General features: G+C 62.5%; 16 protein-coding genes. 15 read left to right on the forward strand and 1 reads right to left on the reverse strand.

The window, feature by feature from the left end; all coding sequences use genetic code 11:
* The first annotated feature begins 15 nt into the window (after positions 1–15).
* From V8P77_RS07430 to V8P77_RS07485, 12 genes are all read left to right on the forward strand, one after another.
* Complete coding sequence (locus V8P77_RS07430; RefSeq protein WP_335911439.1) at positions 16–2,538, forward strand: hypothetical protein; 2,523 nt, start codon at positions 16–18, stop codon at positions 2,536–2,538.
* Between the two features lie 65 nt (positions 2,539–2,603).
* Positions 2,604–3,863: an ABC transporter substrate-binding protein gene (locus V8P77_RS07435; protein ID WP_335911440.1), complete on the forward strand. Its 1,260-nt coding sequence runs from the start codon at positions 2,604–2,606 to the stop codon at positions 3,861–3,863.
* An 11-nt stretch (positions 3,864–3,874) separates the two neighbouring features.
* Positions 3,875–4,912, forward strand: coding sequence for a carbohydrate ABC transporter permease (locus V8P77_RS07440; protein WP_335911441.1), 1,038 nt, complete (start codon positions 3,875–3,877; stop codon positions 4,910–4,912).
* Positions 4,909–5,958, forward strand: coding sequence for a carbohydrate ABC transporter permease (locus V8P77_RS07445; protein WP_335911442.1), 1,050 nt, complete (start codon positions 4,909–4,911; stop codon positions 5,956–5,958). The genes V8P77_RS07440 and V8P77_RS07445 overlap by 4 nt, the downstream gene beginning before the upstream one ends.
* Positions 5,959–5,989: 31 nt before the next feature.
* The gene (locus V8P77_RS07450) at positions 5,990–7,069 is read left to right on the forward strand and encodes an ABC transporter ATP-binding protein (protein ID WP_335911443.1); all 1,080 of its coding nucleotides are present in this window, start codon (positions 5,990–5,992) and stop codon (positions 7,067–7,069) included.
* Between the two features lie 316 nt (positions 7,070–7,385).
* Positions 7,386–7,595 (forward strand): hypothetical protein, encoded by a 210-nt coding sequence (locus V8P77_RS07455; RefSeq protein WP_335911444.1) that lies wholly within the window; start codon positions 7,386–7,388, stop codon positions 7,593–7,595.
* A 9-nt stretch (positions 7,596–7,604) separates the two neighbouring features.
* A complete protein-coding gene (locus V8P77_RS07460) occupies positions 7,605–7,979 on the forward strand; it encodes a GFA family protein (RefSeq protein ID WP_335911445.1) in 375 nt (124 codons plus the stop codon).
* Between the two features lie 161 nt (positions 7,980–8,140).
* Positions 8,141–9,433: an efflux RND transporter periplasmic adaptor subunit gene (locus V8P77_RS07465; protein WP_335911446.1), complete on the forward strand. Its 1,293-nt coding sequence runs from the start codon at positions 8,141–8,143 to the stop codon at positions 9,431–9,433.
* 12 nt (positions 9,434–9,445) lie between these two features.
* Positions 9,446–10,162: an ABC transporter ATP-binding protein gene (locus V8P77_RS07470; RefSeq protein WP_335911447.1), complete on the forward strand. Its 717-nt coding sequence runs from the start codon at positions 9,446–9,448 to the stop codon at positions 10,160–10,162.
* On the forward strand, positions 10,152–11,354 hold the full coding sequence (locus V8P77_RS07475; protein WP_072638506.1) for an ABC transporter permease: 1,203 nt from the start codon (positions 10,152–10,154) through the stop codon (positions 11,352–11,354). The genes V8P77_RS07470 and V8P77_RS07475 overlap by 11 nt, the downstream gene beginning before the upstream one ends.
* Positions 11,355–11,450: 96 nt before the next feature.
* Entirely contained in the window at positions 11,451–11,810 is a 360-nt protein-coding gene (locus V8P77_RS07480) for a VOC family protein (protein WP_335911448.1), read from the forward strand.
* A gap of 346 nt (positions 11,811–12,156) precedes the next feature.
* On the forward strand, positions 12,157–12,771 hold the full coding sequence (locus tag V8P77_RS07485; RefSeq protein ID WP_335911449.1) for a GntR family transcriptional regulator: 615 nt from the start codon (positions 12,157–12,159) through the stop codon (positions 12,769–12,771).
* Between the two features lie 50 nt (positions 12,772–12,821).
* Here the strand turns inward: V8P77_RS07485 and V8P77_RS07490 are convergent, their stop codons facing one another.
* Positions 12,822–13,634 carry a ferredoxin--NADP reductase gene (locus tag V8P77_RS07490; RefSeq protein WP_018069601.1) on the reverse strand — a complete coding sequence of 271 codons (813 nt, stop codon included), beginning with the start codon at positions 13,632–13,634 and terminating at the stop codon, positions 12,822–12,824.
* A 357-nt stretch (positions 13,635–13,991) separates the two neighbouring features.
* Here V8P77_RS07490 and pcsA point away from each other — a divergent pair, with 357 nt between their 5' ends.
* The 3 genes from pcsA to V8P77_RS07505 are packed head-to-tail and all read left to right on the forward strand — an operon-like array spanning position 13,992 to position 17,320.
* A complete protein-coding gene (gene pcsA / locus V8P77_RS07495; protein WP_130668304.1) occupies positions 13,992–14,720 on the forward strand; it encodes a phosphatidylcholine synthase in 729 nt (242 codons plus the stop codon).
* A gap of 10 nt (positions 14,721–14,730) precedes the next feature.
* Positions 14,731–15,711: a quinone oxidoreductase family protein gene (locus V8P77_RS07500; protein ID WP_335911450.1), complete on the forward strand. Its 981-nt coding sequence runs from the start codon at positions 14,731–14,733 to the stop codon at positions 15,709–15,711.
* Positions 15,712–15,751: 40 nt separating this feature from the next.
* On the forward strand, positions 15,752–17,320 hold the full coding sequence (locus V8P77_RS07505; RefSeq protein WP_335911451.1) for an ABC transporter ATP-binding protein: 1,569 nt from the start codon (positions 15,752–15,754) through the stop codon (positions 17,318–17,320).
* Positions 17,321–17,322 lie beyond the last annotated feature (2 nt).

A 17,322-nucleotide genomic window follows, 5' to 3' on the forward strand; every position in this document is an offset into this window, starting at 1 on the left:
AGGGCGGGCTGAAGCATGACCGCTGAGCAGCAATCCCATCTCCGCCGTGCGACGGCCAAGGCCAGCCCGATCGTCTACTGGCAGCTCGCCAACCTGTGGCAGCAGCGCTACGACGTCGCCGACCGTCCGATGGAAGGCAGCATGGATCCGTTTTTCTTCGTCACCAAGACGAAGAACTTCATTCCGCATGAATATCCCTGCCGCACCGAATTCAAAAAATCCTTCTCCGGCCGGCGGCCGCAACCGGCTGCCGAATTCGAGGCTGTCCGCTGGTGGCTCCCCTTTGCTTCCCCACGTGTCGATCTTTCCGGCTTCTGGTTTCGCCCGACACGCATCGGCTGCTGGGCGCGCACATTCCTCGATGCCCGCGTGGCGGGGCGTGCGACGCTTCGGCTGTCGACCTGCGGCGGCGCGATCCTCTTCGTCAACGGCCGCGAGCAGGGCTTCATGGCGCCTTACCAGCGCAATCTCGAAGCTCAGCAAGACTTCAAGGTCGAACTCACGGCCGGCCTGAACGAGATCCGCGTCTATTTCGACGATCTCGCCGAGCGCGATGCCCGCTTCTATTTCCAGCTGGATTATGTCGAAGGACCGGAAGTTGAAACTGCCGTGCCCGTTCCCATCGCCGCCGGTGATGCGGATGCGCTGGAGGCGATCCTCGAAGGAATGCGCTTCGACCGCACCGCCTACCTCGGCGAAGATGTGACGATCCTTTTTCCCGCGCCGCTGCCGGTGGCGCTGACCTGCCATGTCGAGATCGAAGGCGACTTCATGTCGATCGAGCGCTTCGATTATGATTTCGAGCTGGAAGCGGGAGCAACGAAACTGGCGCTCGGAACCTCGGCGGATATGCCCGCCGATTTCCGCCATTTCCGCATCACGTTCAAAACAGGCGAGCTTTCGCTCGGTCGCACGCTCGGTGTCGAGATCTGTCATCCTGAGCGCCAGGGGGAGGCACCCGCCGCCCTTGAGAACCGCGTCGCCGAGGCGCTGGCCGAGGTTGCCGCCCATTCCGAGCCCGACACGGTCTGCGCTTTTGCACGCCTTGCGCTGGGGCAGGGCGGCGAGGAAACCGAGGCGATGATCTCGGCGATGCTCCCGGTCATCGAGGATTGTCACGACTGCGCCGATTTCGTGCTGGTGCCGCTGCTCTTTGCCTATACGCGCTGGAGCGATCTGCTGTCACCTGCGCTGCGCGACAGGATCGAACACGCCGTCCTCAAATACCGCTACTGGATGGATGAGCCAGGCAATGACGTTCAGTGGTATTTCTCGGAAAACCACGCGCTTCTCTTCCATACCGCTGCCTATCTCGGCGGCAGGCTTTTCCCGGAAGCCGTCTTCGTCCGTTCCGGCCGCAGCGGCGCCCAGCAGATGCAGGTCGGCGAAGAGCGTGTCCGCGCCTGGCTCGATCACTTCGAGCGCTGGGAAATGGCCGAGTGGAATTCCGTTCCCTATTTCCCGATCGATCTCAAGGGGCTGACGGCGCTCGCCGCCTGCGCGCCGGATGAGACGATCCGCAACCGGGCGAGTGCCAGCATCGTCCGCCTGATGGAGATCGTCGCCCGCTCAGCCCATCACGGCATGCTGACCGGCAGCCAGGGCCGCTCCTACGAACATACGTTGCGCCCCGGCCGCTCGGTCGAACTCTCCGCCATAGCCCGGCTGCTCTGGGGCCGCGGCTGGTACGGCCGGCGTGTCCACGCTTTGCCACAGCTTGCCGTCTGCATTCGCGATCACGGCCTGCGTTTTCCCGAAGCGCTTGCGGCGATTGCGGCGCACCAGTCGGACGAGGCGCAGGAATGGACCTTTTCCCAGGGTGAGAACCGTTTCGCCGCCCTCTACCACTATAAGACCCGTGACACCGCGCTCGGTACCATCGCTCATTATCGTCCCGGCGCCTGGGGCTACCAGGAGACGGTGCTGCATCTGCGCTTGGGCGACCGGCCGGAAGCGCAGATCTGGATCAACCATCCCGGCGAAACCATCCAGTTCGGCTACGGCCGACCGAGCTTCTGGGGCGGCTGCGGAACGCTGCCGCGGGTGCACCAGTATCGCGATCTGGCGATCCTCGATTTCGAAATCCACGAGGGCCAACCGGATTTCACTCATGCCTGGTTCCCGATCGAGGCTTTCGACGACACGGTGGTTGACGGCAATCTGGCGCTCGCCCGCTCCGGCAATGGGATTGCGATGCTGATCGGCAACGGCGCACTGAAGCCGGTAAAGCAAGGCCCGACGACGGATGTCGAGCTGCGACTGGCCGGACGCAAAGGCCGCTGGATCGTCCGTCTCTCCGATATCGGACGCGAGGGAAGCCTTGACGAAATGCAGGCGCGTTTCGCCACGCTATCGGCGCGGCGAGACGATGAGGGCGCATTGATCGTCGCCGATCCGGATTATGGCCGGGTCGTCTTCGAAGAAGATGGCACAGTGCGTGCAGAAGGCCGTATTCTTCGCCCGCCGGACTGGTCGGTGCGGGGAGAAGCGGTACATCTGGAGATACCGGGCAGGCAGCCTCGGCGCGCGGCCTCGTAGACGACGTGTTCGGCAGGTGGAGGACCAGCCGGGCGCGGCAATTTTTCGGTCAAGAGGAGGAGAAAATGACCAGAATGAAATCGATCGGCGCGGCTTTTGCTGCAATTCTCTTGAGTTCCGTTGCCGCCCATGCCGGCGACGTGCGCATCATGTGGTATTCCGATGGCGGCGAAGGCGAGGTGATCAAGGATCTGCTCTCGCGCTTTTCCAAGGCCAATCCCGATGTCAATGTCATCCTCGATGAGGTCTCTTATGACGTCGTCAAGGAACAGCTGCCGGTGCAGCTCGAAGCCGGGCAGGGGCCGGATATCGCCCGCCTCACCAATCTGAAGGCGCCGGCCCAGCACTGGCTCGATCTTCGCCCCTACCTCACCGACGCGAAATATTGGGAGGACAATTTCGGCGCCCAGGCCGACTGGATGCGTCCGGACGGCTCGAATGCCATCACCGGCTTCATGACGCAGCTGACGCTGACCGGCGGTTTCGTCAACAAGACGCTGTTCGAACAGGCCGGCGTCGAGATCCCCGGCCCGAAAGCCACCTGGGACGACTGGGCGGCGGCGGCCAAGAAGGTTGCCGACAGCCAGAAGGTCTTCGCCATGGCGATCGACCGCTCCGGCCACCGCGTCTCCGGCCCGAATATCTCCTACGGCGCCAACTATATCGCCGCCGACGGCAAGCCGGCGCCGATCGATCAGGGCGCCAAGGAGTTCCTCAGCCGCTTCGTCAAGTGGAACGAGGACGGCATCATCAACAAGGATGTCTGGGTCAGTGCTGCCGGCACCACCTACCGCTCCGCCGCCGAGGACTTCATCAATGGCGGACTTGCCTATCTCTATTCGGGCAGCTGGCAGGTCTCGGGCTTTGCCCAGAAGATCGGCGACAATTTCGACTGGGTGATGGCGGGAAGCCCCTGCGGTTCGGCCGCTTGCACCGGCATGCAGGGCGGCGCCGGTCTGGTTGCCGTCAAATATACCAAGAACCCGAAGGACGTCGCCAAGGTGATGGATTACCTGGCAGGTGCCGACGTGCAGAAGGAATTTGCCGAACGCAGCCTGTTCATTCCGGCGCATAAGGGCGTCGCCGCCGGCCAGATGGACTTCAAGACCGACAATCCGCATGTGCAGGCAGCGCTGAAGGCCTTCGTCGAAGCGGCCGGCCAGACGGCGGCACCTGCCATGAAGCTGCCGGGCTGGAAGTGGTCGGATGCCTATTACAGCGCCATCGTCGCCCGCATCAGCCAGGTGATCGCCGGCGAGATGAAGCTCGACGACGCCTATGCCCGCATCGACGAGGACATCAAGGCCAAGGTCGCCGGCAACTGACGGAAGAACAGATGACGGCGAAGACGGCTTCTTCTGAACCACCTGTCAAAACCGGTCTGCGGCAGGCGCTGCTTGCGCCTGTCCGGCTTGTCATGGGGATCGTCGACATTCCCATGCGTGGCTGGCAGAAGCTGGCCGGGCTGAACGGCATGGCGGGCGTCTTCCTGGCGCCCAACATGCTGATCTTCACCGTCTTCGTGCTGCTGCCGCTGGTCATCAACTTCATCTATTCGACGACGAGCGGCAGCGCCATCTTCCTGCAGAACAGGACCTATGTGGGCGCCGACCAGTACCGCATCCTCTTCGATTGCCGCTCTTATCTCGATCCCTCGACCTGTGCCGCCGACACTTTCTGGGCGGCCGTGCGCAACACCGCCGTCTTCGTCGTCTTCCAGGTGACGGCGATGTTGATCGCAGCGCTCGCAACGGCGCTGATCCTCAACCGCGAGCTTTCCAATCGAGGCTTCTGGCGCGCCGTCTTCTTCTTCCCGGTGCTGCTGTCGCCTGTCGTCGTGGGCCTGATCTGGAAATGGATCCTGCAGCGTGAGGGCCTGTTGAACTATGCGCTGAGCCCCTTCGGCTTCGAGCCGTTCTCCTGGCTCAGCGATCGTTTCTGGGCTTTCTTCTTCGCCGTCTTCGTCTCGGTTTGGGCGCATATGGGCTTTTATGCGCTGATCCTGCTCGCCGGCCTGCAGGCAATCCCGCGGGATCTCTACGAGGCGGCGGCGATGGACAGCGCCCGTCCGATCCGCATCTTCCGGCGCATCACCCTGCCGCTGCTGATGCCGAACCTCATCGTCGTCCTGGTCTTGGCGCTGATCCGCGCCGTGCAGATCTTCGACGAGGTCTTCGTTTTGACCGGCGGCGGCCCAGGCACCAGCACCATGTACATCACCCAATATATCTACGAGACCGGCTTTGCGAGTTCGCTGCGCAATCCGGGGCTGGCGTCGGCCGCCTCGATCCTGATGGGCATCGTGCTCGTCATCCTGACGCTGGTCCAGCTCGGCGTCAGTAGCCGCAACGAGAAGAAGGGAGCACGCCAATGAGCGCTGTCTCTGCCTTTCTGCTTCGCCGCCGCGGCCGAGGCTGGCATTGGACCGATGTCGTCACCTGGATCTGGCTGATCTCGGGCGTCTTCCTGATGTTCGGCCCGGCCGTCTGGCTGGTCTTCTCTTCCTTCAAGACGCCGGCGGCCCTTGCCGAATTCCCGCCGTCCTTCCTGCCCTATGTCACCGAACAGGCAGTGGTGCCGGGTTACGACAAGCCGTTGCCGCTCTATAATGTCGTGATGCCGGATGGCAGCACGCGTGTGCTCGCCGAAGTCCGCCGCATCGGCATCATCGGCCAGATGGTCGATCCGAAGCAGCCGGGCGAAATCGTCAAGGCGAATATCAAGGACCGCACGCCGGTGCGCCAGGTCGAATTCGCCGGCGGCAACTACACCGAACCTTTCCAGCGCTTCGATTTCTTCCTGTTCCTGCGCAACTCCGTCTTCGTCACCGTCGTGGCGACGGCGATTACGCTGCTCGTCAATTCCATGGCCGCTTTCGCGCTGTCGAAATACCAGTTCCCCGGCCGCACCGCGGTCATGCTGATGATCCTGGCGACGCTGATGGTGCCGCTCTCGGTCATCGTCGTGCCGCTCTATTCCGTCATCGGCACGTTGAACCTCTTCGACAGCCTCTGGGGCGTCATCCTGCCGACGGTCGCCACCCCGACCGGCGTCTTCCTGCTCAGGCAATACATGCTGACGATCCCCGACGAATTGCTCGACGCCGCTCGTATGGACAAGGCCAGCGAATGGCAGATCTACTGGCGCATCATCCTGCCGCTGTCGGCACCGGCTCTCGCCGTGCTGGCGATCTTCTCGGTCGTCTGGCGCTGGAACGACTTCCTCTGGCCGCTGATCGTGCTCTCGCGCAAGGAACTCTATACGCTGCAGGTCGGCCTCAACGTCTATGCCGGCGAGCTCAATGTGCAATGGCACTACATCCTCGCCATGACCGTCGTCTCGATGATCCCGGTCGTGCTGATCTTCGTCTTCCTGCAGCGCTTCATCACCACGGGCATTGCCGGCTCGGGGCTCAAATAAGCCACCTTAAGAAAAGAAAACAGGAGAGTGCATGAGCGGGCTCGAGCTCAGGAATATCGTCAAGAATTTCGGCGCCGTCGAGGTCATTCGCGATGTCTCGCTTGAGATCAATGACGGCGAATTCGTCGCTTTCGTCGGCCCCTCCGGTTGCGGGAAATCGACGCTGCTGCGCCTGATTGCCGGCCTCGATAAGCCGACCGGCGGCAGCATCGCCATCGACGGCAATGATGTTACCGCTATCAGCGCTGCCGATCGCGGCCTGGCCATGGTCTTCCAATCCTATGCGCTCTATCCGCATATGAGTGTCCGGGAAAACCTCGCCTTCGGACTCGAGAACACCAAGGTGGCGAAGGCCGAGATCGAAGCGCGCATTATGGACGCTGCGCGCATGCTGGAGATCGAGCCGTTCCTGCAGCGCCGTCCGGGCCAGCTCTCCGGCGGCCAGCGCCAGCGCGTCGCCATCGGCCGCGCCATCGTGCGTCGGCCGGATGCCTTCCTGCTCGACGAGCCGCTGTCCAATCTCGACGCCGAACTCAGGGTCAGCATGCGGGCCGAACTTGCCGCCCTTCACGCCCGCCTGAAGGCGACGATGATCTACGTCACCCACGATCAGGTCGAGGCAATGACGCTGGCCGACCGCATCGTCGTGTTGAGAGGCGGCAGGATCGAGCAGGTGGGAACCCCGCTGGAACTCTACAATAAGCCGGCCAACCGCTTCGTCGCCGGCTTCATCGGCGCGCCGCACATGAATTTCCTCGAAGGCGCAGTTGTCGGTCACGAGGACGGTTTCGCCGAGGTCGAAACCGTCGGCGGCCATCGACTTTCAGTCATTGCCAAGGAGGCCCGCCCGGCGGGCGAAAGGGTCAGCATCGGCATCCGGCCGCAGCATATCACCCTTGCCGATGCCGGCTCCGCGAGCAGGCTGGATACCCGCGTCACCCTTGTCGAGGAACTGGGCTCGGAGACCGTGGTTCATGCCGAGGCGGCGGGCAAGAAGCTGATCGCGGTCTTTGCCGGCCAGCAGCGCATGAAATCGGGCGAAAGCCTGCCGCTGCATCTCGACCCCGACGTGCTGCACCTCTTCGGCGAGGATGGCCGGCGCCTGTCTTAACGAATGTCGCGCAAAGTGGGCAGCGGCTTTCCGTTCGAAAAGAGCGGGATGAGGAAGCGGACCGGGCGGGGCAGGAAGCTCGTCAGCCCATTTCGCTGACCACCGGGAGAAAGCGGAAAAATCCCGATTTTCTCCAGCACCGCCGCGTCCGCTTGGCGCGGCCCGCAACCTCGGTCCGAAAATGCGCATATCGGCGAAAAGGTTCCAGGAAAACAACCGCATTCCCCCATGCCGGAAGCCTCGATGCGGTGCGCCGGCTCTTTCCAAATCGACAGGTCGCACTAGCTTAAAGGGGACGTGACGAAAGGAGAAACCTATGACCGACGCACCGAATACGGCGACCCCGGCGCGAAGAGGGTTGCGTGGCCGCCCTTATAGCATCGGCGAATTTGCCAGGAAATATCGGTTGGACGACAAAGAGGCAAAGCGCCTCTACGACAAGTTCGGCCCGTCGGCCACCGAACTCGACCTGTTGATGGCAGCAAAGCAGCGCCCACCGGGCCTGCCGACCAATCTTGACGCCTGAAGGCGCTCTATGAGGATCCGAACTGGAAGTTGCCTTTGCGGGGCGGTGGCCTACAGGGTGGAAGGGGAGCCGCTTCGCACCGGCCTTTGCCACTGCGCCGATTGCCGCAAATCGAGCGGCTCCGCCTTCACCTTCTTCGCGGTCTGGCCGCGCCAGGCTTTTTCCCACAGCGGTGAGATCGCCACCTTTTCAGGCCGCAGCTTCTGCCCCGCCTGCGGCAGCAGGCTTTTCTGCCTCAGGGAGGGCGAGGCGGAAATCCGCCTAGGGTCCCTGGACACTCCGCCGACCGACCTTGCGCCTGGCTATGAAGTCTGGATCAAGCGGCGCGAACCGTGGCTGCATCCTTTGCCGGGCGCCGGCCAATATGCCGAGGACGCGGATTGATAGACGCTTCGGGCGCCTGAACCAGCCTTTCCTTACCAATATTTCATTTCACCCATCCGCAATTCCGTGCCAGTTCGGCGGCACGCTAATCGCCGGTTCATCTGCGTTGTGATTATTTCACCGCAGAGGCCGCAGGCGGCCACTGACGGATTGAGGACGACATGAACAAAATCGTAAGCGGCAGCGAGACCGGAGCAAAGACAGGCGCAGCATCCGATCTGGCAGCGGTCCTTGCCGCATCGGGACGGCAGGGCAAGCGTGGCCGCTGGCGCGGACGCCTGATCATCCTGCTGATTCTCATCGTTGCCGCAGCAGTCGCCGCTTATTTCTATATGGGCCGTGGGCAAAGCGAAGTGAGCTATGCCACCCAGCCGGCAAAACGCGGTGATCTGACGGTGCTCGTCACCGCCACCGGCTCCGTACAGCCGACCGAGCAGGTGGATATATCGAGCGAGCTTTCCGGCACGGTCCGCGACGTCAATGTCGATTACAACAGCACGGTCAAATCAGGCGAAGTGCTCGCCCTCCTCGATACGAATAAGCTCGAGGCGGATGTGAAGAGCTCGCGCGCCAAGCTCAATTCGGCTAAGGCGAATGTCATCAAGGCCAATGCCGATATGCAATCCGCAAGCACCTCTCTCGAGCGGTTGAAGAGCCTGGTCAGAAGCAACGTCTCCACCCAGCAGAGCCTCGACGACGCCAGCTACAAATATGATTCCGCCGTCGCCGCCAAACAGATCAACGAAGCCGAGGTCCTGGCCTCGGAAGCCGACCTGCAGCTTGCCGAAGTCAATCTCGCCAAGGCGAAGATCATATCGCCGATCGACGGCGTCATCCTCACCCGCTCCGTCAATCCGGGCGCCACGGTCGCAGCCTCGCTTTCGGCCCCGATCCTTTTCACCATCGCCGGCGACCTGAAGAAGATGGAGCTGCAGGTCGATGTCGACGAGGCCGATGTCGGCCAGATCGCCGTCGGCCAGAAGGCGAAGTTCACGGTCGACGCCTATCCCGACCGGACCTTTCCCGCCGAGATCGAGCAGATCCGCTTCGCCTCCGAAGTGGTCAACAATGTCGTGACCTATAAGGCGGTTCTATCCGTCGACAATGCCGACCTGCTGCTGCGCCCCGGCATGACGGCGACGGCCGATGTCACCGTCGAGGCCGTCAAGGATACGCTGATGGTGCCGAACGCTGCGCTGCGCTATGCCCCGGCGCAGGCAGAGAGGCGCGGCCGCGGCATTTTCGGCATCTTCGGCCCGGCACGCCAGCGCAACAACAATGCCGGCCCGGCGCTGAAGGGCGCTGAGCGCCGCGTCTGGGTCCTGCGCAACGGCCGGCCAGTGCCTGTTGTCATCCAGGTCGGCGCATCCGACGGCCAGTTCACCCAGGTCGTCTCCGGTGACATCAAGCAAAACGACGCACTGGTGATCGACGCCACGGCGCGTGCGAACTAGGCGGAGAGACGGATGGCAAGCCCGCCGCTCATCGAATTCAGACAGGTCTCGAAAGTCTATGGCGAGGGCGAGGCGGCGATCCGCGCGCTCGACCACGTCGACCTTGCGATCAACGCCCATGAATTCGTCGCGATCATGGGGCCGTCTGGCTCCGGCAAGTCGACGGCCATGAACATTCTCGGTTGCCTCGACGTGCCGAGTGCCGGCGACTACATCTTCGAAGGCATTCCGACCAGCGGCTTCGACCGCAGCCAGCTGACGCTGCTGCGCCGCCACATGCTCGGCTTCGTCTTCCAGGGCTTCAATCTTCTGTCGCGCACCTCCGCCGTCGAAAATGTCGAGCTGCCGCTGATCTATCGCGGCATGGCGGTGCGCGAGCGGCGCGAGCGGGCCCGCGAGGCGCTAGCGCTGGTCGGATTGACCGGGCGCGAACATCACAAGACACAAGAACTGTCAGGCGGCCAGCAGCAGCGCGTCGCCATCGCCCGCGCCATCGTTACCGAGCCGGCACTGCTGCTCGCCGATGAACCCACAGGCAATCTCGATACGAAGACCAGCGTCGAGATCATGGATCTGATGACGCGGCTGAACCGCGAGCAGGGCATCACCATCGTCATGGTCACCCACGAGCCCGACATTGCCGCCTATGCGCAGCGGCTGTTGCGTTTCGTCGACGGCAAGCTGGAGACGGAAGTCGAGCATCGGAAGAGGGCGGATCATGTTCTTTGAGACGCTGAAGCTGGCGCTGCGGGCCATCAGCCGCAATATGCTGCGCTCGTTCCTGACCGTGCTCGGCGTCGTCATCGGCGTTGCCGCCGTCATCGCGCTGGTGACGATCGGCAACGGCACCACCGCACAGGTCTCGACCGAGCTGTCGCGGCTGGGCACCAACATGCTGTTCGTCCGCCCCGGCCAGTTCGGCCCCGGCCGGGCAAGTTCTGAGGCCAAGCGCTTCAGCGTCAAGGACGTCGCGGCGATCCGCGACCAGATCGGCGGCCTCAGGGCCGTGGCGCCGCTCAACCAGTCCACGGCGACGGTGATTTTCGGCGGCCAGAACCATTCCACCAGCGTCTCCGGCACCACCAACGATTATTTTATCGCACAGGACTGGAACCTGGCGCTCGGCCGCAATTTCACCCCCGCCGAAGAACGCGGCCAGGCGCGCTGCATCATCGGCGAGACGGTGCGCTCGCAGCTGTTCGGCAGCGCCGACCCCACCGGCCAGCAGATCCGCGTCGGCAAGGTCTCGTGCCCCGTCATCGGCGTGCTTGCCAAGCGCGGCCAGTCCGGCATGGGCAACGACCAGGACGATGTCGTCATCATGCCGGTCAAGGTGTTCCAGCGGCGCATCAGCGGCAGCAGCAACGTGCCGCAGATCATCATCTCGGCGCGCGACGGCGTTTCCACCGCCAAGGTGCAGTCCGATGTCGAAAATCTCCTGCGCGAGCGCCGCAAGATCGTCCCCGGCCGCCAGGACGATTTCAACGTCAACGACATGACCCAGATCGCCGCGGCGATGACCGGCACGACGACGCTGCTGACCGGCCTGCTCGGCGCCGTTGCCGCGATCAGCCTGCTCGTCGGCGGCATCGGCATCATGAACATCATGCTGGTCTCCGTCACCGAGCGCACCCGCGAAATCGGCATCCGCTTGGCGATCGGCGCGCTCGAAAACCAGGTGCTCACCCAGTTCCTGGTCGAAGCGGTGGCACTGTCGCTGTTCGGCGGCATCACCGGCATCATACTGGGCCTCGGCCTCGGTTTCGGCACCGTGACACTCCTGAAAGTGCCTTTCGTCTTCAGCCCGCTCATGGTCGCCGTCGCCTTCCTGTTCTCCGCGGCAATCGGCATGATCTTCGGCTATTTCCCGGCGAGAAGGGCCGCGCAGTTGAACCCCATCGAGGCGCTGCGGCACGAGTGAAAGACTGTGGCTCCCCGATAAATGCGCCATGGCAATACGCATGACGTCTCTCTGCTCTTGTCAATCGAACGCAACCGCTATCGGAGGCCAAGCATCATGCCGCTTAACAGGCTGGTGATCTATGCTGGGAATGTCGAGGAAACGGCGTGCTTTTATGAGAAGCACTTCGGTTTCAAGGCAACCAGCCTGCCCGGCGACAGGATCATTGAACTCATCGCTCAGGACGGCGGTGCGAATATCATGCTGCACCAGGCCGCCAAGGGCCAGCGGAGCGGCCAATCCACCGTCAAGCTGGTCTTCGACGTGGAGGACGTCGAGGCCTTTTGCAGGCGATGCGCGGAGAACGGCCTGGAGTTCGGTGCCATCCATAAAGCCGATGGCTATCAGTTCGCCAATGCAAAAGACCCATGTCAAAATTCGATCTCGGTTTCCAGCCGGGCATTTCGCAAGGGGTGACCGAGGGAAGGTAGCGCGCGCTTTGCCTCTATAGACGAGGGCGAGTTTGGCGAGAGAGCCAACCGCACTCTCCGTCCTCCTCGGCCTTGAGCCGAGGACCCATGCCGCGGCTGCTGATGGATGCGAGGTGGATGCTCGGCTCAAGGCCGAGCACGACGGAGAGTGGGGTGGTCGGCAGGAGCCATTCACGGCGTAGACGCCCGCGCCTGCAATGCCATTCCGCCGATTTTCAGCAGCCTCGCGAATGTTATCTATCTGTCTCTATTCGATATTTCGGTGCCGACTTGTCTTCGGTTTTTGGCCGTGTCACTATGTGATATATCAGACTTGGCGACGGAGCTCCGTATTGCAGACTTCACAAAGCCATCTTGCCTATCTCGCGCTGGAGCATCTGATCGTGACGCTGGCCTTGAAGCCCGGCGCGCTGGTCACTGAAAAGCAGCTGATCGATATGGCGGGCCATGGGCGTACGCCGGTGCGCGAGGCGATCCAGAAGCTTGCCTGGCAGGGGCTGATCCTGGTCAAGCCGCGCGTCGGCCTGCAGATCGCCGAGATCGCGGCTGAGGATCATGGCAATGTCATGCAGGTGCGCCGCGAGCTGGAGCCGATCGCGGCAAGCCTTGTTGCTGAACATGCAAGCGACGAGCACCGCGCGCGCCTCATCGATTGCGCCCGCGCGATGGAGGAATGCGCCGTCACCGGCGATCTCGCCGGCTTCTTCGCCGCCGACAAGGCCTTCGACGAAATCCTTGAAGATGCCTGCCCGAACGGCTTCATCCCGGCAGCACTCGGCCCGGTGCAGACGCATTCACGTCGCCTCTGGTACTCCAAGGCAAGTCCGGAGCGCATGGATCGCGCCATCGCGCTGCATGTCGCCGTCATCCGCGCCATCCATCAAGGCAGGCCGGATGAAGCGCGCACCAGCATGGCGGTGCTGATCGATTACCTTAGCCACACATAGCAACGGCCCCGTTTCCGGAGCCGTTGTCAGATCAGATTGTCAGAAATGCTTTAGCCGACGAAAGCGCGCTCGATGACGAATTCGGCAGGCTTGCTGTTGGCGCCTTCATCGAGGCCGGCCTTCTCGAGCAGTTCCTTGGTATCCTTCAGCATGGCCGAGGAACCGCAGATCATGCCGCGGTCGATCGCTGGGTCGAGCGGCGGCACGCCGAGATCGGTGAACAGCTTGCCGGAGGAGATCAGGTCGGTAATGCGGCCGCGATATTCGAAATCCTCGCGCGTGACTGTCGGATAGTGGCGCAGCTTGTCGCCGACGACTTCCTTCAGCAACTCGTCGTTCTGGATCTCGTGCACGAGGTCGAAGCCGTATTTCAGCTCTGCGACATCGCGGGTCGTATGGGTGAGGATGACTTCCTCGAACTTCTCATAGGTCTCGGGATCGCGGATCAGGCTGGCGAAAGGCGCAATGCCCGTTCCCGTCGAGAACATGTAGAGACGACGGCCGGGCGTCAGCGCATCGAGCACCAGAGTGCCCGTCGGCTTCTTGCGCATCAGCACCTGGTCGCCCGGCTTGATCGCCTGCAGATGCGATGTGAGCGGGCCGTCAGGCACCTTGATCGAGAAGAATTCAAGCTCTTCGGCCCAGGCCGGGCTGGCGATCGAATAGGCGCGGAACACCGGCTTGCCCTCGACCATCAGGCCGATCATCGCGAATTCGCCGGAACGGAAACGGAAGCCCTGCGGCCGGGTCATCGTGAAACGGAAGAGCCGGTCGGTATAGTGCGTGACATCGAGCACCGTCTCGGCATAGACGCCGGCGGGGATGGACAAGGCGAAGTCTTCGGTCTTTGCAGGCGCGTTCATTTCGGTAGCGGATCCCGTTTCGTCGGATGAACAGTCGGATGCGAGCGAGATATTACAAATCCGGCCGGAATTAAAGGCATTCCATTCCACGCGACGCTTCTAAAGGGAAATATGCATGTCATTGTCAGGATTCAATGGGGAGCAGGGGCAGGCGGGGAATGTCGTATTTCCCGCTGGCGAAGCCGGGCAAAGGATGCATATTAGAGCAGCGCGCCGCAAACGGATACCGGTTTTCGAGAAAAACGGTGCGACAACAAAGACCTACGGCGTCGAACCCGATTCAACAGCAGGGTCCGGCAATGGTGGCGAAAAAAAAGATGCTTGCCGGGGCGAGCGCGATAGGGCGGTCGGGGGAATATGAAGATTTTCAACTATAAGCGTGTTCCTTATGCGGAGATGCGCGCCTTTTCCGTCCATATCCTGACGGCATCCGGCTCCTTCCTTGCCTTTCTCGGCGTTGTTGCCGCCGCCGAGCACCGCTTCATCGACATGTTCTGGTGGCTGGGCCTTGCCCTTCTCGTCGACGGCATAGACGGGCCGATCGCCCGCAAGGTGCGCGTCAAGGAAGTGCTGCCGAACTGGTCGGGCGATACGCTCGACAATATCATCGATTACGTCACCTATGTGCTTCTGCCGGCCTTCGCGCTCTATCAGAGCGGCATGATCGGCGAGCCCTGGTCCTTCGTCGCTGCCGGCATGATCGTCGTCTCCAGCGCTATCTATTATGCCGATATGGGCATGAAGACGGACGAGTATTTCTTCTCCGGCTTCCCCGTCGTCTGGAACATGATCGTTTTCACGCTGTTCGTCATCGACGCCAGCGCCACGACGGCGCTCACTGTTGTCATCGTCTCGGTGGTGCTGACCTTCCTGCCGATCAATTTCCTCCACCCGGTCCGGGTCAAAAGGCTGCGCCCGCTCAATCTTGGCATCTTTTTCCTATGGTCGGCGCTCGGCATCTTTTCGCTGCTGATGCATTTCGACACACCCGAATGGGCGCTCATTCTCTTCATCGTGACCGGAGCCTATCTTTACGTCATCGGCGCGGTGCTGCAATTCTTCCCCGCCCTTGGACGCGAAGCATAGGACAGGCAAGATGACCAAAACGCAGGCGGTTTCATTCTCGAGAACGGGCGGGCCGGAGGTTTTCGACTATGTCGAGATCGATCTTCCCTCGCCCTCGGCGGGCGAAGTGCAGATCAGGCAGGCGGCGGTCGGGCTTAATTTCATTGACGTCTACTTCCGCAACGGCACCTACAAGACCCCGCATCTGCCGTTCGTCACCGGCAAGGAGGGCGCCGGCACCGTGACATCGGTCGGCCCCGGCGTCGAGGATTTCAAGGTTGGCGACCGTGTCGCCTATGCCAGCGCCGACGGCGCCTACAGCGCCGAACGCAATATCGAGACGCGGCATCTGGTGCATGTGCCTGACGGCATAGAACTCGAAACGGCGGCGGCGATGATGCTGAAGGGCATGACTGCCGAATACCTCTTGAACCGCACCTTCAAGGTCGGCCCCGAGACCGTCCTGCTGTTTCACGCCGCCGCCGGCGGCGTCGGCCTGATCGCCGGCCAATGGGCTAAGGCGCTCGGCGCCACCGTCATCGGCACGGCGGGCTCCGAAGACAAGATCGAGCTGGCGCTCGCCCATGGCTACGACCATGTGATCAACTACAAGAACGAAGATTTCGTCGCCCGCGTTCGCGACATCACCGGCGGCAAGGGCGTGGATGTCGTTTACGATTCGATCGGCCGGGATACTTTTCCACAGTCGCTCGATTGTCTGAAACCGCGCGGCCTTTTTGCCTCCTTCGGCCAATCCTCCGGTCCGATCGAGAATTTCACCCTCGCAATGCTGGCGCAGAGGGGCTCGCTCTTTGCGACGCGGCCGACGCTCTTCACGTACATCGCCGCGCGCCAGGAGCTGATCGACAGTGCCAAAGCGCTATTTGATATTGTGCAAAGCAACAAAGTGCGTATCAATATCAATCAAACCTATCCGCTGCGTGAGGTTGGGCGGGCTCACGTGGATCTGGAAACAAGAAAAACAACAGGAACGACGCTGCTGATTCCATGAGATCCGAAACGGACCGGTCGGCAGAAGAAATGAGGGGAACGTGTCGCCATTGAATGTGCCGGATTCCGGTGCGTTATTATCGGTCCAGAAGCTGACGAAGTTCTTCGGTGGCTTTGCCGCCTGCAATGAAATCGATCTCGATATCGCGCCGGGCGAAATTCATGCGCTTCTCGGCGAAAATGGTGCAGGCAAATCCACCCTGGTGAAGATGCTGTTCGGCGTTCTCGAGCCGACGGGCGGGCATATCCTCTGGCAGGGCCAGCCGGTCGCGATCGCGTCGCCGGGTGAAGCCCGTAAGCTCGGCATCGGCATGGTCTTCCAGCATTTTTCGCTGTTCGAGGCTCTGACGGTTGCCGAAAACATCGCCCTGTCGCTGGATGACGCCATCCCGATCGACAGGATCGCCGAAGAGGCGAGGGCACTGTCCATCGCCTACGGCCTGCCGCTCGACCCGCATGCCCATGTCGCCGATCTCTCGGTCGGCGAGCGCCAGCGCATCGAGATCGTCCGCGCGCTGCTGCAGAACCCGAAGCTCATCATCCTCGACGAGCCGACCTCGGTGTTGACGCCGCAGGAGGCCGACAAGCTGTTCGAGACGCTGTTCAAGTTGCGCGCCGAAGGCCGTTCGGTTCTCTATATCAGCCACCGCCTGGAAGAAGTGCAGCGTATCTGCGATCGCGCCACCGTGCTGCGTCATGGCCGCGTGACCGGCGCCTGCGATCCGAAGCGGGAAACGCCTGCCTCGCTCGCTCGCATGATGGTCGGCAGCGAAGTGGCGACCGTGACGCATCCGGAGCGCAGCGACCGGGGCGAGGTGCAGCTTGCCGTCGCCAGTCTTTCCGTCGCCGCGCGTACCCCTTTCGCCATGTCGCTGCGTGATGTCTCGATGGCGGTGCGCTCCGGCGATATCCTCGCCATTGCGGGTGTCGCAGGCAACGGGCAGAGCGAGCTCTTCGATGCACTGTCTGGCGAATATCCGGTCGCCTCGGCCGAGGCGATCGTCATCCGCAAGAAACACGTGGGCAACCAGGGCATTACCGCCCGCCGTCTTCTCGGCGCCGGCTTCGTGCCGGAGGAGCGCCACGGCCACGCCGCCGTCTCCGCCATGAAACTGTCGGACAACCTTGTCCTTGCCCGCAGCCAGTCGGACCGCAAGGCGTTTCTGGGCCTCTTCGGCATGATCCGCCGCGGAGCGGTCAAATCCGCCGCCAGGCGCATTTCAGAAGCGATGGATGTGCGCAAGAGTGGCGAAGATCCGGCCGCCGGCTCCCTGTCCGGCGGGAACCTGCAGAAATTCATCGTCGGCCGCGAGCTCGACCGCCAGCCGGCGGTGCTCGTCGTCAACCAGCCGACCTGGGGCGTCGATGCCGGAGCGGCAAGCCGCATCCGCCAGGCGCTCGTTGATCTCGCAAGAAGCGGTTCGGCCGTCGTCGTCATCAGCCAGGATCTCGACGAAATTTTCGAGGTGGCGACAGATATCGCCGTCATCTCCGAAGGCCGCCTTTCCCGGCCTTTCCCGGCGGGCGAACTGACGCGTGAAAAGATCGGTCTGCTGATGGGCGGCCTGCACGAGAGCAGCTCTGCCCCGGAGGCGCCCCATGCGCATTGAAG

The organism is Rhizobium aouanii, assembly GCF_037002925.1.
Classification (GTDB): domain Bacteria; phylum Pseudomonadota; class Alphaproteobacteria; order Rhizobiales; family Rhizobiaceae; genus Rhizobium; species Rhizobium aouanii.